The following is a 25,168-nucleotide window of genomic DNA, read 5'->3' as shown; positions in this document are numbered from 1 at the left end:
CTAAGTAGATAAGTTTATTCTTAACTTTTTTATGCGGAAAAAACACATTAATCTTACTTCATCTCCCCTTTGGTATGCATATATAACAAGGGGGATTTTTTATGAAAAAAATGGGGTTAGTTGTTTTAATTGAAATCGCCATCTTCGCAGCCTTTGCACTAGTACTGGATTTGCTGCCATCGATACATCTTGGCGCAAGCGGCTCTATTTCCATCGCAATGGTGCCAATCTTTATCATTGCTTTCCGCTGGGGTTTTAAAGCAAGCGTTGCAGCCGGCTTTTTATGGGGGCTGCTGCAAATCGTCACAGGAGATTTACAAGCACTGGCTTTTTGGCAAGTTATTCTTGAGTACTTCCTTGCCTTTGCCTGCATCGGGCTTGCCGGGCTGTTCATGCCAGCTATTCAAAATAAATTAAAAAATGGTGAAAAAGGCGCCGCGTCACTATTAATGGTTGCCGGCATCCTTTTTGGAAGCTTTGTCCGTTATTTTTGGCACTTTCTTGCTGGCGTAACAATCTGGGCTCAATACGCACCAAAAGGTCAGTCAGCCTTTGCCTATTCACTCTTTTACAATGGAGTTCCATTCATCGGTGCATCCATACTATGTGCCATTGTCGTTGTTATTCTGCTTGGAGCAGCACCGCGATTAGTGCTCAATCGTCCTGCTGGGCGCACAGGGTATCATGCCGGAAATACAGAAGCTAAATAGTGGTTGGAGAGGAGTCCTAAAGAGGGCTCCTTTTTGGATGTAATATTCATTAAATATTCACAAAGTACACTAATTTGGTCATTTTAAAAACGTTAACAAATATATAAAATTAGCTTATATAAGAATAAAGGGAAATCTATAAAGATTATCTATATATTATCGAAGGAAATGATAATATCTATGATTTAGAAGACTTTTCGTTAAAAAGATCCTTTCCGATTCAAACAGACGCTGACTTAATGTTTGGCAGCCTGCTTGTCAAACCTTCAGAATAACACTTACAGAAAAATGGAAAAGGCTCTTCCTTTTGTCTGCTCTTTTTTCATGTTAGAATAAAAATATCTTTCTATTAAAATAGAAAAAATATGGCATCATTTGATATGCATCACAGGAGGAAGGTAATGGCAGAAATATCTTTTCAAGCACCAAAAAGGCCTAACAAGTATAAATTCTTGCTGGGACTAGCATTTGCTGTTCTATTGGTAGTGACGAGCATCTTCTTTATATTCTATCCATTTGCAAGCTCTAAAACGGCTGAATACTTTAATGGAGAAAACCCGATTATTTTAGATGGAAAACAGGCTGGCAATGCATTAATAGACAATGGGACTGCTTACTTGCCTTTGAGCTTCTGGCAAGAAAATATAGATGAGAGCATCACATATGATTCTGAAAGCAATTCGGTAATAGCGACAACAAAAGATAAAGTGGTTCAGTTTCCATCTGAATCTGTTTCGTATTTTGTAAATGATGAAACGGTGGATCTGCAGTTTCATCCAATAAAGGATGATAATGGGGAAGTTTATGTAGCAGTTGAACCGTTAATCGAGTTTTATCCGTACCAGTTTACCCAACTTAGTGAGGACACAAATGCCATTTTATTGGAGAAAGATGGTACGGAAAAAACAGCGGCAACTTTCAGCACTAAACAAGTGCGTGATGATTTTGCTAGGCTTCGTACAGAACCGACTCTTTTTTCTGCTTATACTGGTGAGCTTGAGCAAAAGGAAGCTGTAACGATTGAGAAGGAAGAGGGCGACTACTATTTTGTGCGTAAGAGCAATGGGGTTGCAGGTTATATTAAAAAAGACCTTGTTAATACAGAGGATACGATAACAGTTAAAGCTGAAGTAGAGGAAAAAACGCCTGCGCTGAAAAAAATAGACGGTCCAGTCAACCTTACATGGGAAGCTGTTTATTCTCAGAATCCAGACACTTCAAAAATTCCTAAAATGGATGGTGTTAATGTTGTGTCACCTACATGGTTTAAGCTGTCTGGCAACAAAGGAAATGTCAGCAATCTCGGCTCAGCGGATTACGTAAAATGGGCGCATAAGCAAGGCTATCAAGTATGGGGGTTATTCTCCAATGATTTTGACCCTCAAAAGACTCATGATGTCTTTAAAGACTTCAAGACGAGACAAAAAGTAATCAGGCAGCTCCTTGTATACAGTGAAATGTACAACCTTGACGGCATCAATATTGATATTGAGAATGTAAATGAAGAGGACGGCAAATATGTGACGCAGTTCGTAAGAGAAGCAACGCCTTACTTCCATGATGCAGGTTTAACAGTCTCGATGGATATCACATTCATTGCCGGCGGAAATTACTCTGCTTTCTTTGAAAGAGATCATCTATCTGAGATTGTCGACTATTTAGTTGTTATGGCATATGACGAGCATTGGGCAACCTCACCTACAGCCGGCAGTGTTGCAAGTCTTCCATGGGTGGAGAACAACCTGAAGACTTTGCTTGAGGAAGTGCCGAATAAAAAGCTAGTATTAGGTGTGCCATTATATGCACGTTTATGGGAAGAGAAGGAAAACGGGGAAATCTCATCTGAGAGTCTCTCCATGGAAAAGGTGCAGGAATGGTTAGATACGTATAAAGTAAATCCAACGTATGATGAAGAAAGCGGCCAAAACTACGGCGAATACTATGATTCAAAAACAAAATCCACCTATAAAATTTGGCTGGAAGATGAATTGTCTTTATCTAAGCGTGCAAAGCTTGTAGAAGAGTATGATTTGGCAGGAATTGCGAGCTGGTCCCGCTACTTTGCAGACGAGTCAGCATGGGTAGCCATGGATTTAGAAGAAGACAACAGCAAATAAAGAAAAGCCCTTCTTGGTTATGCAAGAAGGGCTTTTTAGTATGCTGACAAAAACTTTTGGATTCGGTTTATCATGAAAGGGTGTGCTTTTGTCTTTTCATTTTCAAGTGGATGCAGTCAAGATTAGTCCGTTGCTTAATGTTAATGAAAGGACACAGTTTTAGGAGACGTTCAAGATAAGGAGGGTTCAAAAGCTAATAGAGTAAGATTGTAAAGAATTAGTGTCTCTGTATGGCTTTTTAAAATAAAGAATCTTTCACCCTTGCCGCTTTGCATATAGAAAAACATAAGCTAAACTAGTACATAACAGCAATTTAAGGAGGATCCTACATGATTAAAGTGTATCCATTAGGAACAGGTGGTGCTTTTACAAAGCATTATCATAATAATTATATATTTGAACTAGGCGACAGAAAGCTTTTGGTTGATGCCGGTACGACGTTGCGCTTCAGTCTGCCTGCGGCTGGCTATAAAGAAACGGATGTAACAGATATTGTGATTACCCATTTGCATGCAGATCATGTCGGGGGCTTGGAGGAGTTTGCGCAGCGCTGCATGTGGCTGTATAGTTATAAGCCAAACTTGTGGATTCGTGCAGAGCTAGCTGAAGGGATAGAGGATGTGCTGAAAGCTGGATTATTTACAGACGGTTTGCAGCTCAGCGATTATTTCCACGTGCATTACGAAAAGGATGGTTTTCAATTAGGCAATGACTATGAAATAGAGTTTATTAAAACAGATAATTTACATGCGAAAGATATGCTCTCAATGGGCTTTAAACTGTCTGACAAGAATGATAATGTTAATATCATTTATACAAGTGATATTGGCAAGCATGAGGAAGCTTTATTTGATAAACATTTTGATGAAAACACGAAAGCACTATTTCATGATATTTCCTTTATTCAAACACCGGTCCATTCCTATATAGATGATGTGATAGCTTATTATTCTGACAAGCTTGCGCTTCCATCTTTATACGGTATGCATTATGCTGATGACATTGATGCAGTAGAAATAGAGAAAAAATACGGAATACAAATGGTGAAGATACAGCAGCCCCTTGTGTTTCCATAAAATTTTCAAGCAGACATGTTCATACATGTCTGCTTATCTAATCAGCAGGGTTTATGATAGCGAGAACTTGATGATCCTCCCAGTTGCCATTAATTTTTACATTTTTTCTGGCAATACCTTCTTTATGAAATCCTGCCTTCTCTAATACTCGGATTGAGCCGATATTATGTGGCATTACCCCTGCTTCGATTCTATGAAGCTTAAGTCTTGTAAAGGAATATTCTACAACAAGCTTAACTGCTTCTGTTCCATAACCTTTGCCGTTATGAGCGTAATCGATAAAATACCCGATAAATGCACTTTGCAGTGAGCCTCTTACAACTTGAAACAAGCTGATTGTTCCAACGAGTCTCTGATTTTCATTTTCAAATATGCCGAATTGATAGTGAGTGTCTGCCTTCCATTTTTGTTCCCAATCAGCAATTAATTGCTGCTGTCTTAAAAGAGAATAATAGTGCTGATCCCGCTCCATTGAAAATCTCTCAAAAAAAGCTTTATTCTCATTCTGATACGTTAAAAGACTTTCTGCATCCTCTAAGGAAAATCGTCTTATATGTATATGTGTACTAGATAACATCCTTTCCACCACCTTACTACTAATATAACGCAAAAATCATATAGAAAGGGGGATTATTATCTAAAGTTTCTCACCTTATTGTACAGTGATAGCTAAACCACAAAAAAGAACTTTATGAAAGTAAAATCAGCCTAGAATACGAGTTAGTCAAATGGGGGAGAATAAAGGATAAAGTTGGAAAGATTTGAGGCTGTTTTTTATGGATGAGAAAACAATACGACAAAAACGAAAAGAAGAACATATTGAGCTTGCTTTACAACAGAACTACTTGCCACACGCTGATTTTGATGATTTATTCTTGATTCACCGCTCCTTGCCGGAGACTGGAATAGAAGATATAAAGCTGCAGACCAAGATAGGTCCACTATCCCTCCCATATCCAATCTTTATTAATGCGATGACAGGCGGCAGTGAAAAGTCAGGCGAGATTAATGGAGCTCTTGCTGAAGCTTGCATGGAAACAGGGATTGCGATGGCAGTTGGTTCTCAGCATGCAGGCATCAGAAATGAAGCATTAGCACATACCTATAAAATTGTGAGAAAGAAAAATCCAAAGGGAATTGTGTTTGCCAATGTTGGTGGAGATGTTCCCATTGATTACGCACTTAAGGCAATAGACATGCTTGAAGCAGATGCACTGCAGGTTCATGTGAATGTGCCGCAAGAGCTTGTCATGCCAGAAGGAGAACGGGATTTCACTAATATACTTCTGCGGTTGGAAAAAATGGCGGCAAAATTGGATGTGCCCGTAATCGTGAAGGAGACAGGATTTGGCATGTGCACTGATACATTGTTGCAATTGAGTGATGCGGGAATTCAGTATGTCGATATAGGGGGCAGGGGTGGCACAAACTTTATCCATATTGAAAATGAGCGGAGAAGCAAACGTGATTTTGCTTATTTAAAGGAATGGGGCCAATCGGCTGCTGTATCTTTGCTGGAAGCACAGCCAGTATTAGGTAAGCTGACTATAATTGCTTCAGGAGGAATACGCAACCCCCTTGACGCAGTCAAATGCTTCTCTTTAGGAGCAGCTGCAGCTGGAATCGCCGGCCCGTTTTTAAAGATTCTTCATAATGAAGGTGTGGTAGGATTGATAGACGAACTGGAAGAGTGGAAAGAGCACTTAAAGACACTTCTAGTTCTGCAAGGAGCAAAATCTATTGCCAGCCTGCACAGCTGCCCCATTGTCGCAACTGGAAGGGTAAAAGAATGGAGTGAAGCAAGAGGGCATGATTGGCAAGGGTTAGCTAGAAGACGACCAAAATGACTGGGCTAATCCAAATATTAGCTCAGTAATATATCTTTTTTTACTTTTTTTAATAGCCCTTTCTTTTTCCTGCTATGTAAATATGATATTATCAATATTCAAGCACTAGTTTTTTGTTAATTTGGAGAAAGAGGAACAGCATGTTTGTAACTATATTTTGGACTATTTACATAGGCTTGCTGGGAACAGCAGCAATTGGATTTTTAATAAAGGGAAAATATAAGACAACCTTGTCAAAAATAGACTTTGCCCTTTCTGTCATAACATGGATAGGCTTATTTGGCTTTGTGACAGACACACAAATATGGACACCATTAATTTGGAAGATTGTGTTTTTTGTAGGGCTGGCATGGGAAATCTTATATGGGGTTTTTCTAAACGACCATTATGGCGAAGAGCCGGAGGAAGATGTACCGTTTATTATTGTCATCATTTTTTTTATTATATTTGTTGGCCCGTTATATTATGGGTTATACAGCTACGCATTTTAATATGGAAAATTTTAGAGAGAGTTGCATTGGCAGCTCTCTTTTTTATGGTAAAAAAGGAACTAATGTTCTATAATGGAAATAATTAACTATGGAGGTGAGGGGAATGAGACCGGAATTGTCATCAGAAATTACGGTTGCTTCTTTCCAAGAGTATTACTGGCTGAAAACTGAATTGCAGCAGTTTTGCCGGACAAATGGGTTGAGTGCAGCTGGGTCTAAGCTTGAGTTGACAGAAAGAATAGAGGTGTTTCTACAAACAGGAGAAATCAGGAAGCCCGCAAGAACAAAATCGCCAAAAACGCAACGGGAAAGTTTATCATTAAATACTGTAATAACCGAAAACCATCGCTGCAGTCAACAGGTAAGAGCATTTTTCGTATCTGCAATAGGGAAAAAATTTCATTTTTCTACTTTGATGCAAAACTATTTTCGCAATAATGCAGGGAAAACATATCGAGATGCTGTCGCCGCATGGCATGAGGAGGAGGAAAGGAAAAAGGATCCAAATTATAAGAGAGAAATTGCTCCTCCATTTGAATATAATCGGTTTATACGTGATTTTTTTGCAGATCCTAACAACAGAGGGAAAAGCCGCGATGAAGCGATTCAGGCATGGAATACGATTAAGAAACTGCCAGGCAGCAATGCATATAAACGTTAAAACACAAGTAAAAAACCATCCTAATGGGATGGCATTTATTTCAATCTCACAATTAAATCTTCGTATTTTGCTAGAATTATAGCTTTCGTGTAGGGGTTTTGAATTTCGGCGAGCCCGTTTCCATAATCAAAGAAGACAATATGAATTTTGCTTTTATAAATAACTTTCTGGCCAAATTTGATGTTGCATCCTCCTTTAGGTGCAGCTTGAAATAAAAACTTAGCATATAGAAAGATAGATGTAAACTCCAAAGGAGTTTCATGTATAAGTGCCGAATCAAAACAATATGGAAACAGTATGGAGAATTTCATCTTTAACGAGCATCCAAGTGAAGGAGGGAAAAAAAGTGGCAGCAGAGAAAATTCTTTTGCGGGAAATGGAGCGAAAAGACTGGCAAGCTGTTCATGAATATGCATCACAACATATCGTATGCAAATATCAGCCTTGGGGTCCTAATACAGAAGCAGAATCGGCTGCATTTGTTGATCAAGTACTGATAGATGCACAGCATCATTCGCGTACGAGATTTGTTTACAGTGTTTTTCTTCCGGATAGCCTCAAAGTAATCGGTGCCGGAGAATTAAACATCAGAGATATTTATCATCAAACTGGTGAAATTTCCTATATTATTCATCCTGATTATTGGGGCAAAGGATATGGAACAGAACTCGCCAAAAAGCTAATTGAGATTGGTTTTTCAACAAAAAACCTTCACCGAATTTACGCCACATGTGATCCAAGAAATATTGGATCAGCAAAGGTTTTAAAGAAATCAGGCATGACGGAGGAGGGAAGACTAAGGGAGGATATGCTGATACGTGATGGTTGGCGTGATTCATTGCTTTTCAGTATTCTAGAACATGAGTGGACTTAAAAGTAAACATAAAGTGATTTTAGTGTTGTTATTTATCATTATTGCCTTCATTCTTATGCTTGCCATTTTATGGCGGCAGGGAATTTTTATCCCAAATGAATTCCAGGCAAATAATTATTCAGTAAAGGGAATTGATGTTTCGGCTTACCAAGGGGATATCAACTGGCCTGTAATAGAGGAGCAAGCAATCGATTTTGCGTTTATAAAAGCGACAGAAGGCAGCTCTTTCGTGGATGAAAAATTCTCTGACAATTGGTTAGAAGCAAATAAAACAAGCCTGCGAGTTGGGGCATACCATTTTTTCAGCTATGACAGCAGTGGCAAAACACAGGCAGAAAATTTTATTAACACAGTCCCAAAAAAGAATGCTGCATTGCCGCCAGTGATTGATGTGGAGTTTTATGGAAATAATCACAAAAATCCTCCAAAGCGCAGTTATGTGGAACAAGAATTGCGTACGATGATTGAATTGCTTGAAGAGCATTACGGCCAACGAGTCATTCTGTATGCGACTCAAAAAGCATATAATCTTTATATAAAAAATGGTTTTAAAGATACAGATATTTGGATTCGCGATGTTTTTACAAATCCCTCTCTGGCAGATCATCGTCATTGGATTTTTTGGCAATACACAGATAAAGAAAAACTGGCTGGCTATAACGGTGAAGAAAAATTTATTGATATGAATGTATTTCATGGCAGTAGCCTTGAGTTTGAAGCATACGGAAAATAACAAAACAGAGCATTCTTGAAGTCAAGAATGCTCTGTTTTGTTATTGCTTACCGTTCTTAATCAATTCAGCTATATGAACGACACGCTGTGCTTGTACTTTTGCCGCTTTTTTAAACACTTCTTTGTCACCGACAATTTGGTTGTTCTGGTCTACAGTAACGCTTGTTCCATACGGATTGCCGCCTGCTGCATACAAGGATTGGTCTGTGTATCCTGGTGTGGCGACAATTGCACCCCAATGATACATAGTTGTATACAGACTAAGAATGGTAGCTTCCTGTCCACCATGTGGATTTTGGGCTGAAGTCATCCCGCTGACCACTTTATTTACCGTCTTGCCGTGGAACCAAATTCCTCCTGTTGTATCTAAAAACTGTTTCATTTGTGCTGCCATATTGCCAAAGCGTGTTGGCGTGCTGAAGATAATAGCATCAGACTTTTCAATTACCTCAGGTGTGACAACAGGAATATCCTTAGTTTCTTCAATATGTGCTTTCCAAGCTGGATTTCCTTCGATCACACTTTGGGGAGCAAGCTCTTCAACACGGTAAATCGTTACTTCCGCACCGCTTTCTTTGCCGCCTTCAGCAGCCCATTGTGCAAGCTGATAATTTGTACCTGTTGAGCTGTAGTAAACAATAGCAAGTTTAACTGTCATTGAAAATTCCTCCTATTCATTATTTATGTTCAAAATGGATACTTGCGGAATTTCGTCTGCACAGAGATCCATTTCGTCACCGTAAATTCTTCCGCAATCCATTCATTTCCGAAGCGTCCCATACCGCTTGCTTTTGTACCGCCGAATGGCACAGTAGGACTATCGTTTACGGTTTGGTCATTTATATGAGTCATGCCGCTTTCAATTGCCAAGCCAAGTTCTCTGCCACGTTCAAGATCATTTGTAAAGATGGCTGAGCTTAGTCCGTATTCTGTGTCATTCGCTAGTTCAATGGCGTGTTCATCTGAATCTGCCTTAATAATCGTCGAAATCGGGGCAAATAATTCTGATTGTGCCAATTTGCTTCTGTTATCGACATCAATAAACACAAATGGTGTTAAAAGATTACCGATTCTTTCACCTTCCAGAGCCAATTGGCAGCCTTCGTTTTTAGCTTCTTCAATAATAGCCATCGCTTTATCTGCTTGCTTTTCATTGATGAGCGGTCCAATGATGGTTTTTGGGTCTTGTGGGTCACCATATGGAATCTGCTTAACTCGGTCTATATACTTTTGCACGAACTCTTCATAAAGATCCTTATGAATGATTAACCGATTTATAATCATGCATATTTGTCCTTGATGAATGAATTTACCGAAAATAGCTGCATCAACAGCTCTATCGATATCTGCATCTGCTAAAACGATAAATGGATTGTTACCGCCAAGCTCTAAAGCAACTCGTTTTAACATACTGCCTGCTATTTTACCAATATGTTTGCCGACAGGTGTTGATCCCGTAAAGCTGATTAAACCAGAATCTTTACTTGTCAGCATCTCATCGCCCAGCTCTTCTAAGTCTGACTGGATGACCTGCAGTACGCCTTTTGGCAGTCCGGCAATCTCAAAAGCGCGAGCGATGATAGAGCCTCCGGCAAGGCCTGTCTGCACATCTGGCTTATGAACAACAGCATTTCCGAGGGCTAAAGCTGGTGCGATTGTTCGCATCGATAAATTCATCGGAAAGTTAAACGGCGAAATAGAGGTAATAACACCTAATGGCAGCCTGTACACATAGTTTTTTTTCCCTTCGGTTGTTTCTGCCATCTCTCGTTTTTGATGAATCTTGTCTACAAGATCAAACGAAGCCTCTAAGTAGTTAAGACTCAAGTCAAATTCTACATTTGCTTTAATCGAACTTCCGCCTGTCTCCTTTGAAATAATGGAGACAATTTCTTCTCTGTTATCACGCAAAAATTCACTTGCCTTTTTAAGGACGGCAAGTCTTTCTTCAGGTGTTCTATTGCCCCAGTCTTTTTGCGCTTTAACGCTTGAAGTAAATGCAGCATGGAGCTGGTCGGCAGTTGCCAAACTAAACGAAGTGATAAGCGATTGATCATATGGGTTTTTATCCTCGAATGTTCGGCCTGTTTTTCCTTCTGTCCATACGCCATCAATAAAACTTTTGTTTAGCTCTTCAAAATGTTCCAAGATATACACCTCTGATTAAAATATAGTCTTGTCCTAGTCTTGCTGAGTTTCATCCATATTATTCTACCCGATGAAATTTCCGGCAAACGTTAACGGGTTTTGTATAACAGACATGATAATAAGGCATGGTAAATAAAAAAGCCCCAGACTTAAGCTGGGAGCAGTTCATTACAGGCCGTTATCTATTTTTTTTAATAAATACATTAACTGATTTCTTTCCTCATCTGTTAAGTTTTTAGTTAATTCCTTATTTAGCTGGTCTAAAACAAATTGTATATGTGGATATACATCAATAGCTTTTTTTGTGGGGTAAAGTTCATTTGCACGCCGGTCTTTTCTGGCCGTTTCCTTAATAATGTAGCCAGCTTTTTCTAATTGGTGGACAGAACGAGCGGTTGTCGCTTTATCGAATTTCAGCTTAGATGTAAGTTCGTCTTGGTTTATCCCAGGTTTTTGAATGATCCATTTCAAGAACGCATATTGTCCGCCATTGCCGATTTGATATTGTTTAAATGCTTTGAGCAAATATTTTTGGTTTTGTCTGTGAATGACAGATATTAATCTTCCTAAAGGTGCTTCCTTCATTTTCGTCAACTCGCTTATATTTTATCAAGTCAATTGCTTAAGCTTTTTGATTAGATTACAATAAAATTGTTGCGTGCGCAACTAATGAATAGAGGTGATGATGTTGGCAACAGTTCAAGCTGGCGCAAATGGTCATGAAAAACGCTGGACGATATTAATTATTTTAAATTTGTTTACCTTTATGGCAACATTGGATGGCAGTATCGTAAATATTGCTCTTCCAACTGTTTCAAAAGAGCTTTCCTTGCCCCTTGCGCAATCTCAATGGATTGTCAGCAGTTATTTAATGATGATTTGTACGGCGATATTGTTCTTTGGAAAGCTGGGGGATATATTTGGCAAAATAAAAATCTTTCGAATCGGGTCAATTATTTTCATTATCGGGTCATTTCTTTGTGGATTTAGTCATTCTTTAGGATTTTTGATTTTTTCCCGTGTAGTACAGGCCATTGGCGCTGCGATGACGATGGCGAATAATCAGGGGATAGTCACAGAAGTGTTTCCTCCAAGAGAAAGGGGCAAAGCGTTAGGCTTAATAGGGACCTTTGTGTCATTGGGAAGCATTGCAGGACCAAGCCTTGGCGGCATTATATTATCTAGTTTAGGCTGGGAATATATTTTTTGGCTTAATGTGCCGATTGGCATTATTGCGATTATGATTGCCTGGAAGCTCCTGCCAAAGGACGTGACGACTACAAAAGTGAAGATCGATGTTCCTGGAAGCCTCTTGTTTGCCTTTGCGATATTATTTCTGTTTTCAAGTCTTCTGTTAGGTCAGCAATATGGTTATGCTAATATTTTTATTATTTTATCTGTTTTGATAGGGATTATTTTGTTTATCCTGTTTGTTCTCGTTGAAAGAAGGACGGAAAACCCCATGCTGTCCTTTTCCCTATTTAAGAATTCTCTGTTTACGATCAGCATCGTTTGTGGATTTCTCGTGTTTGTTGCTAATTTTTGCTTCAATATACTTGCACCATTTTATACACAAGATATTTTAGGACTTTCACCATTGCATGCAGGCTATATTTTAATGCTGTTTCCGATTGCAATGGCAGTTGTTGCACCATTTAGCGGAGCTCTTTCTGATAAGATTGGCGGGCAAATAATAACCTTTGCTGGGTTGATTTTAATGATAATCGCCCAGATAGGGTTAACATTTCTTCATGAAGGCAGCAGTATTCTCACATTATCGATACTAATTGTTTTGCTTGGAGCAAGCACAGGCTTATTTCAATCTCCTAACAATTCATTAGTCATGTCTACAGTTGATCGAAAACAGCTCGGAATTGCTGGCAGTATAAATTCACTCGTGAGAAATTTAGGAATGGTCGTCGGTATTTCTGTCGCAACAAGCACTTTGTTTTCTGTGATGAGCTTGCATGCAGGCTACCGAGTGACAGCATTGATTCCTGACAGGCCTGACATATTTCTAGCAGGCATGCATGTCGTGTTTATCGGGTCAAGTATTCTGTGCTTCATAGGGGCAATTCTTACAGGACTTCGATTTTATTCATCCAGAAAAGGGATGAAGAGAAGGGAAAATACCGCATAAAAAAGCACTTGATTCGTTATCCGAATCAAGTGCTTTTTATTACATGGTGAAGTTTTGATTATGTAATGGACAGTCCTAAAAGATTTGGACAATTTCTTGCATACCAATTGCGCCATCTTCAGTTTTTAAACCGATACTGCCATGTGTCTTTAGCAAAACAGCTATCCTGCCTAAGATGGCACCGTATGTTTTAATAACTTAACCCTGAACACCTAAATTTTAACTTCCGACGTGTATTCGTCTTTATAAAAAAATAAAAAAGCTAATAAACACACTGATTTTAAATTCCAATTTAGGTGAACAAACTACATGCCAATTTTATATATTAGTAGTGTAGAGATTAATTAGATAAAACGACATAAGGGGAGAGAATAAATGGCATGTCATTTTTGTACAGGGCATGATAAGGCAAACGGAGGCACTTGCAGCAAATGCGGCCATTGGTATTGCTGGAATTGCTCTGACTTATCAAGAGGAAACAGCCCAAGATGCCCTTCTTGTGGGAATACAGCACCTCAGGCAAGACAAATATCATGGGGTGTTTACAGAAATAGTTAAAGAGTGTCAAGAGCCTTGCAAACAGGCTCTTTTTTTATAGGCGAGTACAGAGAATAAAGCAAATTACTATAAAAATTCTATAATGAAATAAACCTATAATGCAAAAAAAATACAAATAATTACATATATGCAATAATAAACAAACGGGAATTTTTTAATATGAATGGAGGTGAACAAAAATGAATGAGAAAGATATTTGGGGCATGAGATCCGTTATATTAACGGCTATCTTAGTTGCAGCAGCCTTTGTAATATTTATCCTGCCTCGAGTTTTTGAGTTAGGAACAGTAGTCCTTTTATATCTTTTGATATTGGTCGGATTTGTTGTATCGTTTATTTTTGGTTTATTAAGTAAAAAATCTTTTAAGGTTTTTAGTTTAATAGCGAAAACTGTCCTGCTTTTAGGGTTAGGAGAGGAGTAGTTACCTTCTTCCTAGCACTTGCCTATGGAATTTCGGAGCCTTAATAAAAGAAGCTCCCTAACAAAAGCTAATTACTCTCTAGGGGAGCATCTTAAGTCAGTTTAACGATTAATTACAGGAACTTTATATTCGGGAAAGACTTTATACCAATACAATGTTTTGTCAATATTTGGATGGAAGGCATGCTTTAAAGTATCAACACCGCCAAGTTCCATTCCTTGTTTTATGTAAAATTTACAGGCTAGCAGGTTATCATCCTGTGCCTCAAGAGAAATTCCCCGTAAGCTCATTTGTATTGCCCATTGTTCTGCTGTTGCAAACAATGTTTTACCAACCCCATTTTTTCGATAATCTTTGCACACTGCAATATTCTCAATATAGCAGAACTTATTCCAATCTTTAATTAGACGGATTTGCCCGATATATTCATCACCTATAAAGGCAAGAAAGATTATTTTATTCTCTTTGTTTATATAATCATCCCATTCAAGGTTATCATCAGGAAATTTTGTATATGACGTATGTTCATACAGCTCTTCTTCATAAGTCCATTTACCATTATTAAATGAGGGAATCAGCCGACCGATGATGGAGAATGGTTCATTTGTTTTATTTATGATGCTTATATGTTCTCGCTGAAATGGCTTCACAGTAATTTGCGTTTTTTCCAAGTATGTTACCGCCCTTCAAGAATAATATATCATTATCATAGCATGACGCATAAAAAATGTAATTATTGTTCGAATACTTAGGTAATTTTTGTAAAAAAAAGACACCGATTTAATGACTGGTGTCTCTTGATGCGATTAAACTGGTTTTTTCGCTTCTTTCATAAATACAACTGCCTGATTTCTTCCTTGTGCTTTTGCTTGATACAATGCGGCATCTGCATTTAAGATTAGCTGGTGCAGACTTGTTTTGCTTGTTTCACCGGAGCTGATACCGATACTGATTGTCAGCGGAAGACTGCCGCCAAATTCAAGCTCCATTGCTTGGTCTTGCATTGCAAGAACAAGCTGTTCTGCAATCGTTTTAGCTTGGTTATGGGACGTATTTGGCAGAAAAACAATGAATTCTTCACCGCCATAGCGGCCGATAATTCCACTGTTATGACATATATTATGAATAATGTTGGCTACAAAAATAATTGCTTTATCGCCAGTCATATGACCATATGTGTCATTAACATTTTTAAAATGATCAATATCAATTAAGAACAGGGAAGAGCTGTCATTCAGGCTTGCTGTTATTTGATAAAGGTCTGTTATTTGCTCAAAGAAATACTTCCGATTATAAAGATTAGTCAGATGATCAAACATGGCGGAAACTTTCAAATTCTGATAGTTTTCTAGCTTTGTAAGAATATGCTGAAAATGATCGGCGAACGATTCGGTAATGATGTTAGCTTCGAATTTCTGAAGTTCTCCTTCTTGCTCGTTAAATACAACAAACAATCCTTCCTTTTTAGCAGCCTTTATCGGAATCGAGATTAAGGAGTGAATATCATTTTGAATGCCAAAAGGGTTATTACGGATATTTGTCATAAATTGAGGATTATCCATAAACTCTTCTGAAACAGTCCATTTGTCTGTTTGTATGGCATTTCCCTTATGTGCATAAACACTCCAGCCTTCTTCTTCCCGTTCTAAAAATAAAGCATTTTCGTATTTTGTCACATCTTGCAATACGGTCAGCCCGCTCTCAATAAGGGCTGGTGTTTCTTCCATCGCTTCCATATTTTTATAAGAGTTGTGGAGCATCGACTGAATATAGTATTTTTTTGTTTCTTGTTCTTTTTCAAGGCTGATTCTTTTGATTTTGTCAGCAAGACCAAGAGAAAGAATAAACACCTCTACTAGTGCGCCAATTTTTGGAGCAATAAGTGTAAAATGATTGAGCGGCAGGATTTTATAGGCAGCCAGCAGGTTTAGGACAACCCCTAAAACGAGCAGACCCCATGCTGCAAAATAATATTTAGCTTCTCTTGAATGAGCCCTCACGATTATTGCAACAGCAATAATATAAAAGACAAAAATCGTCGCCACAACCGTGCTAATCATCGTTGATAGCGATGGAGCAAACATTAGCGGAGCAAGCAGTGACAAACAGAAAACAGCAAGAATCCAATTGGTCAGCTTATACAGCCAAAGAGCAGCTGTTTTCACCTGCAGGAAATGTTTGGTGAATTGCAGGGCAAATAATGACGTGAATATGATAAAAAAGGAATTAGACCTTAATGCCCACCATGGGGAATCTCCCCACAAGAATTGATATGCATAACCATCCCAAATCAACTGCATAACCGTAAAGCCAATGACAAAGAAAATATAATATAAGTACGTTTTTTCTTTTAATGAAAAGAATAGAAAAGTATTATAAATAATCATTGCGATCATTACTCCAAAATAAATGCCGTTTGCGGTTTGGGTAAAATAATTATCAGTTGAAAAAGAGATAGGGTCCCATAAGACAATCGGTGCTTGAAAGAAAGTGTCTGTCTTTATTTTCAGAAAATAAACTTGTTCACCATCTTTCTCCAAAGTGATAGGAAATAACAAATTTTTATGCTTAATTTTCCGATCATTGAAAGGTAGACTGTAGCCAATTGTGTCTTCTTCTATCAGCTTGCCTGCTACTTCTCTGTACAAAGTAACAGAGCTGAGATGTGGTTTTTTAATTTCAAGAAGAAGTTCCTTTTCACTTGAAGACATATTAGTCAGAGGAAGCTTTATCCAGTAGCTTGCTGAGCTGATGTTACCGGAAGGGTTGGCTTCGGAAAATGGACGGAACTCATCCTGTTTATCTACTATACTATTAGGAGCGATTTTATCGGAATAATCAATAAAAATGCTAGTCTTGTTTGTTGCATTTAGTTCGTTCAGGCTGTTCCCTATCTTAATCTCAGCAGCTGATACAAGGTGTGCAGATGCCGTCCATACAGCAATAAATAACAGCAGGAACAGAAGACGACTCTGAAAGAATACTTTCATAAAATAACTCCTCTAATGTAAATTAGTAGTATAATTATACCATGATTTTCTAAACTCTCTACCAGTGGAGGAAAAAAATGAAAAGTAAATTATATAGTAAACTTGTAAAAGAATTCCAAACAGGTGATATCATTTTGTTTAATGGCAAATATCCTATCAGCAAGCTAGTGGAAGAATTAGAGCATAGCAAGTGGTCCCATGTAGGCATGGTTGTAAGGCCCGATCCTGAGGGAGAGGTGTATTTCTTTGAATCTACTGCATTAACAAACTTAGAAGATGTTCTTGAGCATGATCATAAAACCGGTCCTAAGCTAGTTAAGCTGATTGATCGCCTGAAGACATACGGAGCGGATCTAGTCCCTTATGTACCACCGGTTTATGCAGTTCGTTCTCTAAAAAAACATAGTGCTGTTAACATGGACAAATTATATACGTACATAAAGGAAGTGCACGGCATACCGAACCCATCTGAATGGAAGATGATTGAAGAAGTAATCGAAGGAAGAATCTTCTCTATCCATAGTAGAAGCAAAGATTATACTTGCAGCAAGCTGATTGGGGAAACGCTTGAGGTTCTCGGTCTTTATAAACCAAAAATGCCGCTGAACGGCCTTATGCCGATGGATTTTTCTACTGATAGTCATATTAAACAGCTTTCCGCTCTATGGGAAGAGGAAATCTACATCGAACTTGAAAAAGAAGAGGCTGTCGGCTAAATCCAAAAAAGCTGGCGTTAACCGCCAGCTTTAAAAATGTATTTTTACCCCTTTTTTTGCACTCTCCACTGCACCAAAGACCATCTTCATGCTTTTTATGTTATCTCGGCAGTCTGTTTCTGCATTTCTGCCGTTCTCAATGGAAGCAAACATTTCATCAAGACAGCCCCAATGCCCTTCACGAGCTGTCCAGCTGCCTTCATAATTCTTTCTTTCTACTGGATAAATGAAGCTGTCTTCGTTTGAGGTGTTTTTTATTTCTGCATAGAGACTGGTTGTTCCGTCCCATGCTGCACTGCCGCTGCTACCAGTAGCCCGCCAGTCAGATTCCCAGGAGGTGTTAAGTCCCTCTGCACACCAAGAGCCATTATAAGTGAATACAGAGCCGTCATTCATTTCAAAAATGCAGACAGCAGATGCATTTCCTTTATACCAAGAGCCCTTCGGATTGTATTCATGACAATACACAGAAACAGGGTCTGCCTGCAGAAGGAAGCGTGCTTGATCGAATGTATGGATAGCCATATCCACAATGAGAGGGCTATCCATGATTTCTCGGAAACCGCCAAAATGAGGTCCAAGGAAAAAGTTCGCATGCAAAGAACCTATGTCACCAATCATACCAGAAGCAAGGAGCTCGCCAAAGGCGCGGATTTGCCGGTTATAACGACGGTTTTGCATAACACTGTAGCTCTTTCCAGTCTCCATAGCACAATCAACTAACCGTTGCGCATCCTCAACGGTTTCTGCCATTGGTTTTTCACCAAATACATGACAGCCCGCCTTTAATGCAGCCGAAACAATAAAGGGGTGAGCTGCTGGAATGGTAACATCAAATACAAGGTTTGCTCCAGTGTTTTTGATTGCCTCATTAATATCCGTAAAAACTGGTACTTCTAAATCGAATTTTTCTGCTAAAGTTAACGCCGTTTCTGCATGTAAATCAACAAGTCCTGCTATTACTGCATTCTCGCGCTGCAAAGCATATTCTAACCAAGTATGGGACATGCTGCCGCAGCCGGCAATAATGATTTTATGAGTAGCCAAATGTATCACCTCTATCAGTTTGTTAAGCGTTTTCATATATAGTTATTATAATGTATTCTTCTTCATCATTAAATAGAATTCATTTAAGACCAGGGATAGTTCAATAAGATTTTTTAAAGTTGGCTATACTAACGGCAAAATGATTCAAGGGGGCTTTACGATGCCGAAGAAACATGAAGCTGACAAGGAAGACGCAGCGGCTGAAACAGAATCGAAAGTAGTAGCACTGCATAAAGAGGAGCATAAGGATAAAATAGCGGAGCTTAATCGATTACTAGCGGCAGTGATGACCTACATCTCCGATGATGAAGTAGAAGAAATCGATGTGTCTTATTTACTTGATAATACAAAAGGCTTAAAAGAGTGGTGGGATGAATATAAGGAAAGCAACAGAAAAGTCGTGGAAGAAGAAATCAAAAAGTCCCTCAATAAGCTATCATTGAAGGAATTGGAGCAGATTCGTGAACAAATAAAGGAAAAAAATGAGTAAAGCTTCCGAATGCGGGAGCTTTTTTCTATGCTGAACTTTACAATTTTTAGAAAATATAATTGTACTGCGTTTCTCGGATTGGTAAAATTGGAATACAATCTCATTATAAATGGTAACAGGGTAGTAAACTCAACTAAAAACTAAAAATTATTAACGTAGGCTCAGACTTCAGGAGCCTTTTTTTCATGTTCCTATTTTTATAGAGGGGTGTTTGTACAAATGAAACTAGCTGAAAAGCAATATGAACGAAATAATCTAGCTTTTTCGATTAGAACAGCAGAAGAAAAGGATGCAGCAAGCTTATCAAATTTGCGGCTGCAGATTGACGGAGAAACGGAAAATATGGATAGAGAAAAGGGAGAGGCCTTTTTGGATGAAGCAGCATTTAAGAAAGTGATAAATGAGGATACTATTGCGAATAACAGCTTGTTTTTGGTTGCTGAGACGGCTGGTAGGCTTGTCGGTTTTTCAAGATGCGAGGGCGGCGCGCTTAAAAGAACAACCCATCGTGCTGATTTTGGGATCTGTGTGTTAAAGGAATTTTGGGGTTACGGAATTGGCACACTTTTATTGAAGAGCACAATCGAGTGGGCTGATAGCATCCCATTAAAAAAGCTATCATTGTCTGTACTTGAGACAAATCAGAAAGCGATCAGCATGTATACGAAGCACGGCTTTGAAGTAGAAGGAATATTAAAGAATGATAAACGATTAGCTGATGGACGTTTTTACAGCACAATTGTCATGGGCAGACATCACAATATAGAAAGTTAAATGATATAAGGAGTGATGTTAAATGGGAGTAATATTTGGTGCTCGCAACTCAACATTAAAGTATCGGTACCGTAAAGCTGTATATGCAGTCATAATTAAAGATGGAAGCTTGCTTACAGTTATAAATCCTCGCGGTCATTATTTCCTGCCTGGTGGGGGAACAAGAGAGGGTGAAACGAATCTGCAGTGTTTAGAAAGAGAGCTGCTGGAGGAAACTGGCTTTACAATAGCAAATGCTCAATACATCGGACGTGCTGATTTGTATTTTCTTTCTCCAAGTGGTGCTCCTATCCATAATGACGGGCACTTTTATTATGCTGCTCTGACTGCACAAAAGAAAAAACCACTTGAACAGGATTATACTACTAAATGGCTTGATATCGAAGATTGTGAGAAATATCTGCATCATGCCCATCATGTGTGGGCTGTTAAAAAGTTTGGAAATGGTTTTAAAACGAATGGAAATAAAAGCTGCTTTTAGATTAAATATTTTCTGGTTATATATGAATATTATGGTATAGAATTGGTTTCCCAGCAAATACTAATGCTACCGAACTAAATTTCTCAAGTGTTTTGAAGGAGCATAAAACAGATGAAAAATGATATATTGACCTCTGTCGAACTTGGAGCATTATGGACAACCTACCATAAGAAAACAATGATTTTACGGGTTTTAGAGCATCTTATCCAGCATGCTGAAGACAATAAGGCGAAAAGCTTGATGTCCGGGTTATACGAAAAGCTGGAAAAGAAAGTAGAAGAAATGGAAATCATGATTAAAGACGGCGGTGCTGCTCTACCAAGCGGCTTTACTAAAGAAGATATCAATGAACATGCACCTGCTCTTTTCACGAATGGTTTTGATGTAATGTTTTGCCGGATATTAAAGGAGATTAGCATGGGGATGTATGTTCTTCATACAACCATTTCCTATCGAGATGAAATAATCAACTTTTACAGAGAGTTGACGGAATTAACGCATATGTATTACCGGCATTTCACTGATTACTTGCTGGCCAAGGAGTTTTTGCAGCTGCCAACTACAATTAAAATGCCAAATTCCGTTGATTTCATCAGTGATACGTCCTATATGAAAGGAACGAATCTTCTCGGCCAAAAAAGACAGTTAAACACAGTGGAGTATGGACTGCTGCATCATTCTGTTGAAACAAATCTGTTTGGTATGCAGCTGATGAAAGCATTTGCTCAATGTTCTACAGATAAAGAAGCAAAACAATATTTTACTAAAGGTCAGCAGCTATCAGAAGAAATTCTGCAAGGAACAGAAAAAATATTAGTGGAAAACAATATCCCTTCTCCAACATTACCTGGCGGGCTACTAACTTCTTCAACAGAAGCACCGTTTTCTGAAAGACTGATGCTATATTGTACATATTTATTAGGCGGGTTCAGCATTGGCGGGCAAGGTTTCAGCTCTGCATTTATCCTGCGAAATGACGTTATTGCCAAGTCTGCAATCTTTGCAAAGGATGCATTTGAGTATACGATGGAGGGTGCCAAACTGATGATGGAAAAAGGATGGATGGAAGAACCTCCTAAAATGGAGCTTTAATAAAGTTGAATATAAAAAAAGGCTATCTTCCATATTAGAAGATAGCCTTATTCCATTATATGAAGTTGTTAGCGAATTACGTTGCCAGTTTGACCAGCCAATTGTGATTGAGCTGTTGCAACAAGACGTTTTGTAATTTCTCCACCAACAGAACCATTGGCACGAGCTACTGTTTCAGCGCCAAGTTGAACACCAAACTCTTGTGCAATCTCATACTTCATTTGTTCTAGTGCGGACTCAGCACCAGGTACAAGAAGATTGTTGCTGCTATTACCATTACTGCGATTTGCCATTGTGATTCACCTCCTTGACTATATCATGTACGGTTTTTGAAGGAAGCATGTATAATAAATTCTGGAAGAATATTAGCTATAAAGACTGTTTTTATGATGTTAAAGGAATCTTAAAAAACAATAACAAAAAGATAATAATAACAGCTGAGAGAAGATAGCTCACCAACGGCCGTAGATGATGGAGACGAAGCATTACATACATAACCGTGTAAAAAAGTATTTCCATCCACGCCTTATAGCCGTTTATTAATTCAATACGATTAAAATATAGAAAAAGTGATTCAATTACTAATGAACCAGCAATCCATTGTAAAATATATTTAATTTGTCTGAAGTATCCTCTTTTATTAGGGTAATTAGCCAAGAATAAAAGCGTTATGGACGGCAGATTTATAAAACTGTGCAAGATGTCAACAAGAACAGGATAATCATGAAAGAAATCAGGATTGTATTTCCATAGGAGCTTGTCTGCGCAAAGTAGATTATATAATAAGTCACAGATGATAACATACAGGATGGTAAGATGATAGTGGTGGATTTTCTTCCAATCTTTTCTGAAAAAGCAGATTGATATAAGAATAATGGATAGCAGAAGATGCATATGAAAACTCCCATCACCTATAAAAAATCAGGTCTTAATCTTTTATCTACTTGAATATATTTTCATTAATCAGCACTAATTATTCATAAGTCAGTTATCTATATTTGATTCAAGTAAAAAAAGGAAATGGTATGTTACTGTCGAATTATTTATTGGGTACGTAATGTACATAGAATAAATTTTTTGATGAAAGAAAGTTGGTGGATGATGACCAGCCATATGCTCCGCAAAAGAAAATCAGAAGAGCAATTGCAAAGATTATCTGTGCCTGTTAATAAGCACCTGCCCTATGTCGAGGCAGAGCAATATACAGAAGTTCGTACTAAAGAAGAGATTGTAGACCGCATAATTCCTTTGACTATAGCCGCTGCTAAGGCACTGGGAGCACCTGATGATTTTTTGGAGGAAACAACGGAAGAATTTCAGGCTGCTGCTTTGTTTACAAACGAAGAACGTCAGTTTATGATGGCAGCGATCTTGCCAGAGCAAGCTAAAATTAATTTTTCTTGGAAGCTTGAATGTATTTGGATTTTGATGTGGTCCATTGATCTCGTTCCTGAATTAGGAATGCCTGATCAAACATGTGATGTAGATCTGTTGTTGGAAATGATCCTGGAAAGCTCGCGGACAGAGCTTCTTCATAAGGCCGAACTTAAACCAAAGAGCATGATATTGGATGAGCTTGATTTTATTTATCGTGCTCATTGGGCAGTCCGTGATGCACAGCTAAACGGAACCGAAATTCCTGCTGTCTTTGATGAGGGAGTTGTTTATGAAAGGCATTATGCCTTAAACTGGCTTGTTCATTACATGGATCAAACATGGGATGAGATAAGCACAGATACATAAAATCCAGCTGTCTAAATGACAGCTGGATTTTTCCGCTGCTACTCCTGAGACTTAAGGCGTTAGAATAGGTATAAATGATAGCGTTTTCTCGAACGTTTTTTTCTTAATTGAATACTATTTTTTAAAGGACTTGTACGTAAACAGCCCGTCTATTTTTAGCAGAGGAGGAAAAAATGTGTGAAAGGATATGGTTATAATATAGCTTCTATATTAATGATGGGGGTTGGGCCTTTAATTGCAAAGTTTGGCTTGCAAACCATTTCAGCCAGTGCTGCTGCATTTATTAATGCATGCACAATTGTAATTGCGAGTTTTATTTGGGGAATGCTTCGTAAAGAACCAGTTAAGTTTTATGTTTCAAAAGATATGACCTTGTTGTCTGTCTGCAATGTGCTCGGTGTCTTATTTATGTATGTGAGCTTAAGTTTGCTTTCACCTGTACAAGTCGGTTTTCTGGGCCGATTTTACACAGTATTTGCTGTTTTGCTTTCATTTGTTTTGTTAAGAGAAAAAATCTCAAAAACAGAATGGATGCTCGTTCTCCTTGCTGTTGCCGGAACCTTCCTGTTTATTACACCTAAAGACAGCGGAAGTCTGTCAGTTGCAGGAGTCATTTGCGCTCTCCTGTACACGTTCTTCTTTGCTTTATGCAATGTCCTTATAAAATGGCGAATGGAGAAAGGCAGGAATTCTAACTCGATTCTGTTTACAAACAGCCTGTGGACATTTTTTCTTCTTGCACTCTATCTGCTGATTTTTCCTGTAAGCTGGCAAGTGTCTGCTCAAAGTGTTTCTCTTACCGCTGCCGCTTCTCTGATGACAGGGTTTTTAGGAACCTTGTTTTTATATGAGGCATTGAAGCGAATCCGTTTTTCCATTGCAAACATCATGAGAGCTGCCAGTCCAGTTATTCTCGCAATCGTTTCTTATCCATTCTTTCCTGTTCCTTTAACTTCACTAAATATATTAGGAGCGGTCATTCTTTTAGCTTCCATCATTCTTATTGGTATTACAGACTATAAAAAACGCAGACTCAAAAGTTTAGTGGAATAATCCGAGGAGAACCAAATGATAAAAATCATCCAAAATCAACCTAATCTAATCATAGTTGCACATGAGATTTATGGAATAAATGAGCATATAAAATCGTTTTGTGAGCAGGTAGCACAAGCAGGATTTGATGTCGTATGTCCTAATCTGTTGAAAGAACCGCTAGCTTTTTCTTATTCGGAGGAAAAGGAAGCATATCACCATTTCCATACTAACTGCAGCTTTTTAGATAGTAGAGCAAGTTTATGTAAACTTGCTTCAGAAAATAGAAGGGAATATAAGCAGATTTTTATCGTCGGCTTTAGTGTTGGTGCGACGGCTGCATGGTTAGCCTCCTCGAGCACTGCAGACATTGATGGAGCGGTGTGCCTTTATGGATCGAGAATTAGAGACTATACAGAACTTGTGCCTAAATGTCCTGTTTTGCTTGTTTTTCCGGAAGAAGAACAGTCGTTTGATGTTACTAGCTTGATGGATATTTTAGTAAAAAAAGAAGTAAAGCAGGTTAAGTTGGCTGGAAAGCACGGTTTTTGTGATCCGTTTTCTAAAAGTTTCAATATAGATAGTGCGAAAACTGCTTGGAGTCATATGCTTGCCTTTTTTCGTTCTAACTAAAATTGTATAAGGATAATTTTTCCTAGTGAAAAAAACTTCATTTTAGACGATATAAATATAGATAACATAAGAACAATGCCTTGAACTATTGTTATCACTATTGTGTTTTTGCCTTAAAAGAACGGGGACTAACGTTTCTTTTAAGGTTTTTTAACGTAATATATTAAAATAATATTATGATTACATAAATTGGTGGCTGCAAGCGAACAATATCGGTAAAAAGGAGGGTGAATATGAGTAAAAACGAGGATACAACGAGCGAAGGATTGAATCAAATTTTTGAAATTATCAATGCTAAAGGTGATATTGGAGAAATTAAAAAAATTCTTGCAGACTCCAACGAAGAGGAGAATTCTAATCCCGAATAACTTGTATCGCTGCTGCTGCATTCCG

The 25,168-nt window shown here is 38.3% G+C and carries 29 protein-coding genes; 20 read left to right on the top strand and 9 right to left on the bottom strand.

Going from position 1 to position 25,168, the window contains the following annotated elements; translation table 11 throughout:
* Positions 1–101: 101 nt before the first annotated feature.
* The 3 genes from thiT (at position 102) to MKX82_RS10410 (ending at position 3,903) form a co-directional block, all read left to right on the top strand.
* The gene (gene thiT / locus MKX82_RS10420; protein WP_233313778.1) at positions 102–710 is read left to right on the top strand and encodes an energy-coupled thiamine transporter ThiT; all 609 of its coding nucleotides are present in this window, start codon (positions 102–104) and stop codon (positions 708–710) included.
* Between the two features lie 401 nt (positions 711–1,111).
* Entirely contained in the window at positions 1,112–2,827 is a 1,716-nt protein-coding gene (locus tag MKX82_RS10415) for a glycosyl hydrolase family 18 protein (RefSeq protein WP_233313779.1), read from the top strand.
* A gap of 329 nt (positions 2,828–3,156) precedes the next feature.
* Positions 3,157–3,903 carry an MBL fold metallo-hydrolase gene (locus MKX82_RS10410; protein WP_233313780.1) on the top strand — a complete coding sequence of 249 codons (747 nt, stop codon included), beginning with the start codon at positions 3,157–3,159 and terminating at the stop codon, positions 3,901–3,903.
* A 37-nt stretch (positions 3,904–3,940) separates the two neighbouring features.
* Here the strand turns inward: MKX82_RS10410 and MKX82_RS10405 are convergent, their stop codons facing one another.
* Positions 3,941–4,480, bottom strand: coding sequence for a GNAT family N-acetyltransferase (locus tag MKX82_RS10405; RefSeq protein WP_237941460.1), 540 nt, complete (start codon positions 4,478–4,480; stop codon positions 3,941–3,943).
* A 199-nt stretch (positions 4,481–4,679) separates the two neighbouring features.
* On the opposite strand from MKX82_RS10405, the gene fni reads away from it, so the two are divergent.
* From fni to MKX82_RS10380, 5 genes are all read left to right on the top strand, one after another.
* Positions 4,680–5,750: a type 2 isopentenyl-diphosphate Delta-isomerase gene (fni, locus tag MKX82_RS10400; protein ID WP_341076962.1), complete on the top strand. Its 1,071-nt coding sequence runs from the start codon at positions 4,680–4,682 to the stop codon at positions 5,748–5,750.
* 140 nt (positions 5,751–5,890) lie between these two features.
* On the top strand, positions 5,891–6,241 hold the full coding sequence (locus MKX82_RS10395; RefSeq protein WP_341076959.1) for a hypothetical protein: 351 nt from the start codon (positions 5,891–5,893) through the stop codon (positions 6,239–6,241).
* 103 nt (positions 6,242–6,344) lie between these two features.
* A complete protein-coding gene (locus tag MKX82_RS10390) occupies positions 6,345–6,902 on the top strand; it encodes a DUF6434 domain-containing protein (RefSeq protein ID WP_341076957.1) in 558 nt (185 codons plus the stop codon).
* A 268-nt stretch (positions 6,903–7,170) separates the two neighbouring features.
* Positions 7,171–7,776 carry a GNAT family N-acetyltransferase gene (locus tag MKX82_RS10385; RefSeq protein WP_341076954.1) on the top strand — a complete coding sequence of 202 codons (606 nt, stop codon included), beginning with the start codon at positions 7,171–7,173 and terminating at the stop codon, positions 7,774–7,776.
* 55 nt (positions 7,777–7,831) lie between these two features.
* Positions 7,832–8,509, top strand: a complete 678-nt coding sequence (locus tag MKX82_RS10380; RefSeq protein WP_411410618.1) for a glycoside hydrolase family 25 protein — start codon at positions 7,832–7,834, stop codon at positions 8,507–8,509.
* 40 nt (positions 8,510–8,549) lie between these two features.
* Here MKX82_RS10380 and wrbA read toward each other — a convergent pair whose 3' ends face one another.
* The 3 genes from wrbA to MKX82_RS10365 form a co-directional block, all read right to left on the bottom strand.
* On the bottom strand, positions 8,550–9,167 hold the full coding sequence (wrbA, locus tag MKX82_RS10375; protein ID WP_233313785.1) for an NAD(P)H:quinone oxidoreductase: 618 nt from the start codon (positions 9,165–9,167) through the stop codon (positions 8,550–8,552).
* Between the two features lie 29 nt (positions 9,168–9,196).
* Positions 9,197–10,657, bottom strand: coding sequence for an aldehyde dehydrogenase family protein (locus MKX82_RS10370; RefSeq protein ID WP_341076949.1), 1,461 nt, complete (start codon positions 10,655–10,657; stop codon positions 9,197–9,199).
* A 168-nt stretch (positions 10,658–10,825) separates the two neighbouring features.
* On the bottom strand, positions 10,826–11,242 hold the full coding sequence (locus MKX82_RS10365) for a MarR family winged helix-turn-helix transcriptional regulator (protein WP_233313787.1): 417 nt from the start codon (positions 11,240–11,242) through the stop codon (positions 10,826–10,828).
* Between the two features lie 97 nt (positions 11,243–11,339).
* Here MKX82_RS10365 and MKX82_RS10360 point away from each other — a divergent pair, with 97 nt between their 5' ends.
* The 3 genes from MKX82_RS10360 to MKX82_RS10350 all read left to right on the top strand — a co-directional run bounded on the left by MKX82_RS10360 (position 11,340) and on the right by MKX82_RS10350 (position 13,777).
* The gene (locus MKX82_RS10360; RefSeq protein ID WP_341079491.1) at positions 11,340–12,797 is read left to right on the top strand and encodes an MFS transporter; all 1,458 of its coding nucleotides are present in this window, start codon (positions 11,340–11,342) and stop codon (positions 12,795–12,797) included.
* Positions 12,798–13,197: 400 nt separating this feature from the next.
* Positions 13,198–13,395: a hypothetical protein gene (locus MKX82_RS10355; RefSeq protein ID WP_341076945.1), complete on the top strand. Its 198-nt coding sequence runs from the start codon at positions 13,198–13,200 to the stop codon at positions 13,393–13,395.
* Positions 13,396–13,534: 139 nt separating this feature from the next.
* Positions 13,535–13,777 (top strand): hypothetical protein, encoded by a 243-nt coding sequence (locus MKX82_RS10350; RefSeq protein WP_341076942.1) that lies wholly within the window; start codon positions 13,535–13,537, stop codon positions 13,775–13,777.
* A 101-nt stretch (positions 13,778–13,878) separates the two neighbouring features.
* On the opposite strand, the gene MKX82_RS10345 is transcribed toward MKX82_RS10350, so the two are convergent.
* The gene (locus MKX82_RS10345; protein ID WP_341076940.1) at positions 13,879–14,448 is read right to left on the bottom strand and encodes a GNAT family N-acetyltransferase; all 570 of its coding nucleotides are present in this window, start codon (positions 14,446–14,448) and stop codon (positions 13,879–13,881) included.
* A 135-nt stretch (positions 14,449–14,583) separates the two neighbouring features.
* A complete protein-coding gene (locus tag MKX82_RS10340; RefSeq protein WP_251646018.1) occupies positions 14,584–16,767 on the bottom strand; it encodes a diguanylate cyclase in 2,184 nt (727 codons plus the stop codon).
* A 77-nt stretch (positions 16,768–16,844) separates the two neighbouring features.
* Between MKX82_RS10340 and MKX82_RS10335 the strand changes: the two genes are divergently transcribed.
* The gene (locus MKX82_RS10335; RefSeq protein WP_341076936.1) at positions 16,845–17,483 is read left to right on the top strand and encodes a hypothetical protein; all 639 of its coding nucleotides are present in this window, start codon (positions 16,845–16,847) and stop codon (positions 17,481–17,483) included.
* 30 nt (positions 17,484–17,513) lie between these two features.
* On the opposite strand, the gene MKX82_RS10330 is transcribed toward MKX82_RS10335, so the two are convergent.
* Complete coding sequence (locus tag MKX82_RS10330; RefSeq protein ID WP_237941450.1) at positions 17,514–18,566, bottom strand: Gfo/Idh/MocA family protein; 1,053 nt, start codon at positions 18,564–18,566, stop codon at positions 17,514–17,516.
* Between the two features lie 124 nt (positions 18,567–18,690).
* Between MKX82_RS10330 and MKX82_RS10325 the strand changes: the two genes are divergently transcribed.
* The 4 genes from MKX82_RS10325 to MKX82_RS10310 all read left to right on the top strand — a co-directional run bounded on the left by MKX82_RS10325 (position 18,691) and on the right by MKX82_RS10310 (position 21,367).
* Entirely contained in the window at positions 18,691–19,020 is a 330-nt protein-coding gene (locus MKX82_RS10325; RefSeq protein WP_233313795.1) for a hypothetical protein, read from the top strand.
* A gap of 219 nt (positions 19,021–19,239) precedes the next feature.
* The gene (locus MKX82_RS10320) at positions 19,240–19,794 is read left to right on the top strand and encodes a GNAT family N-acetyltransferase (RefSeq protein WP_341076932.1); all 555 of its coding nucleotides are present in this window, start codon (positions 19,240–19,242) and stop codon (positions 19,792–19,794) included.
* Between the two features lie 22 nt (positions 19,795–19,816).
* A complete protein-coding gene (locus MKX82_RS10315) occupies positions 19,817–20,275 on the top strand; it encodes an NUDIX domain-containing protein (RefSeq protein ID WP_341076930.1) in 459 nt (152 codons plus the stop codon).
* Positions 20,276–20,386: 111 nt separating this feature from the next.
* Entirely contained in the window at positions 20,387–21,367 is a 981-nt protein-coding gene (locus MKX82_RS10310; RefSeq protein ID WP_341076927.1) for a DUF3231 family protein, read from the top strand.
* Positions 21,368–21,435: 68 nt separating this feature from the next.
* Here MKX82_RS10310 and MKX82_RS10305 read toward each other — a convergent pair whose 3' ends face one another.
* Positions 21,436–21,660: an alpha/beta-type small acid-soluble spore protein gene (locus tag MKX82_RS10305; RefSeq protein ID WP_341076925.1), complete on the bottom strand. Its 225-nt coding sequence runs from the start codon at positions 21,658–21,660 to the stop codon at positions 21,436–21,438.
* A gap of 91 nt (positions 21,661–21,751) precedes the next feature.
* Positions 21,752–22,261, bottom strand: coding sequence for a CBO0543 family protein (locus MKX82_RS10300; RefSeq protein ID WP_341076923.1), 510 nt, complete (start codon positions 22,259–22,261; stop codon positions 21,752–21,754).
* A gap of 186 nt (positions 22,262–22,447) precedes the next feature.
* On the opposite strand from MKX82_RS10300, the gene MKX82_RS10295 reads away from it, so the two are divergent.
* The 4 genes from MKX82_RS10295 (at position 22,448) to MKX82_RS10280 (ending at position 25,143) form a co-directional block, all read left to right on the top strand.
* Positions 22,448–23,110, top strand: a complete 663-nt coding sequence (locus MKX82_RS10295; protein WP_233313801.1) for a DUF4272 domain-containing protein — start codon at positions 22,448–22,450, stop codon at positions 23,108–23,110.
* 177 nt (positions 23,111–23,287) lie between these two features.
* On the top strand, positions 23,288–24,163 hold the full coding sequence (locus MKX82_RS10290; RefSeq protein WP_233313802.1) for a DMT family transporter: 876 nt from the start codon (positions 23,288–23,290) through the stop codon (positions 24,161–24,163).
* Positions 24,164–24,178: 15 nt separating this feature from the next.
* Positions 24,179–24,775, top strand: coding sequence for a dienelactone hydrolase family protein (locus tag MKX82_RS10285; RefSeq protein WP_233313803.1), 597 nt, complete (start codon positions 24,179–24,181; stop codon positions 24,773–24,775).
* Between the two features lie 233 nt (positions 24,776–25,008).
* Complete coding sequence (locus MKX82_RS10280; protein ID WP_267913278.1) at positions 25,009–25,143, top strand: hypothetical protein; 135 nt, start codon at positions 25,009–25,011, stop codon at positions 25,141–25,143.
* Positions 25,144–25,168: the final 25 nt, after the last annotated feature.

It is taken from the genome of Niallia sp. FSL R7-0271, from assembly GCF_038005785.1.
In the GTDB taxonomy this organism is placed as follows: Bacteria; Bacillota; Bacilli; order Bacillales; family Cytobacillaceae; genus Niallia.
This window is presented reverse-complemented; position numbering and strand designations above follow the sequence as displayed.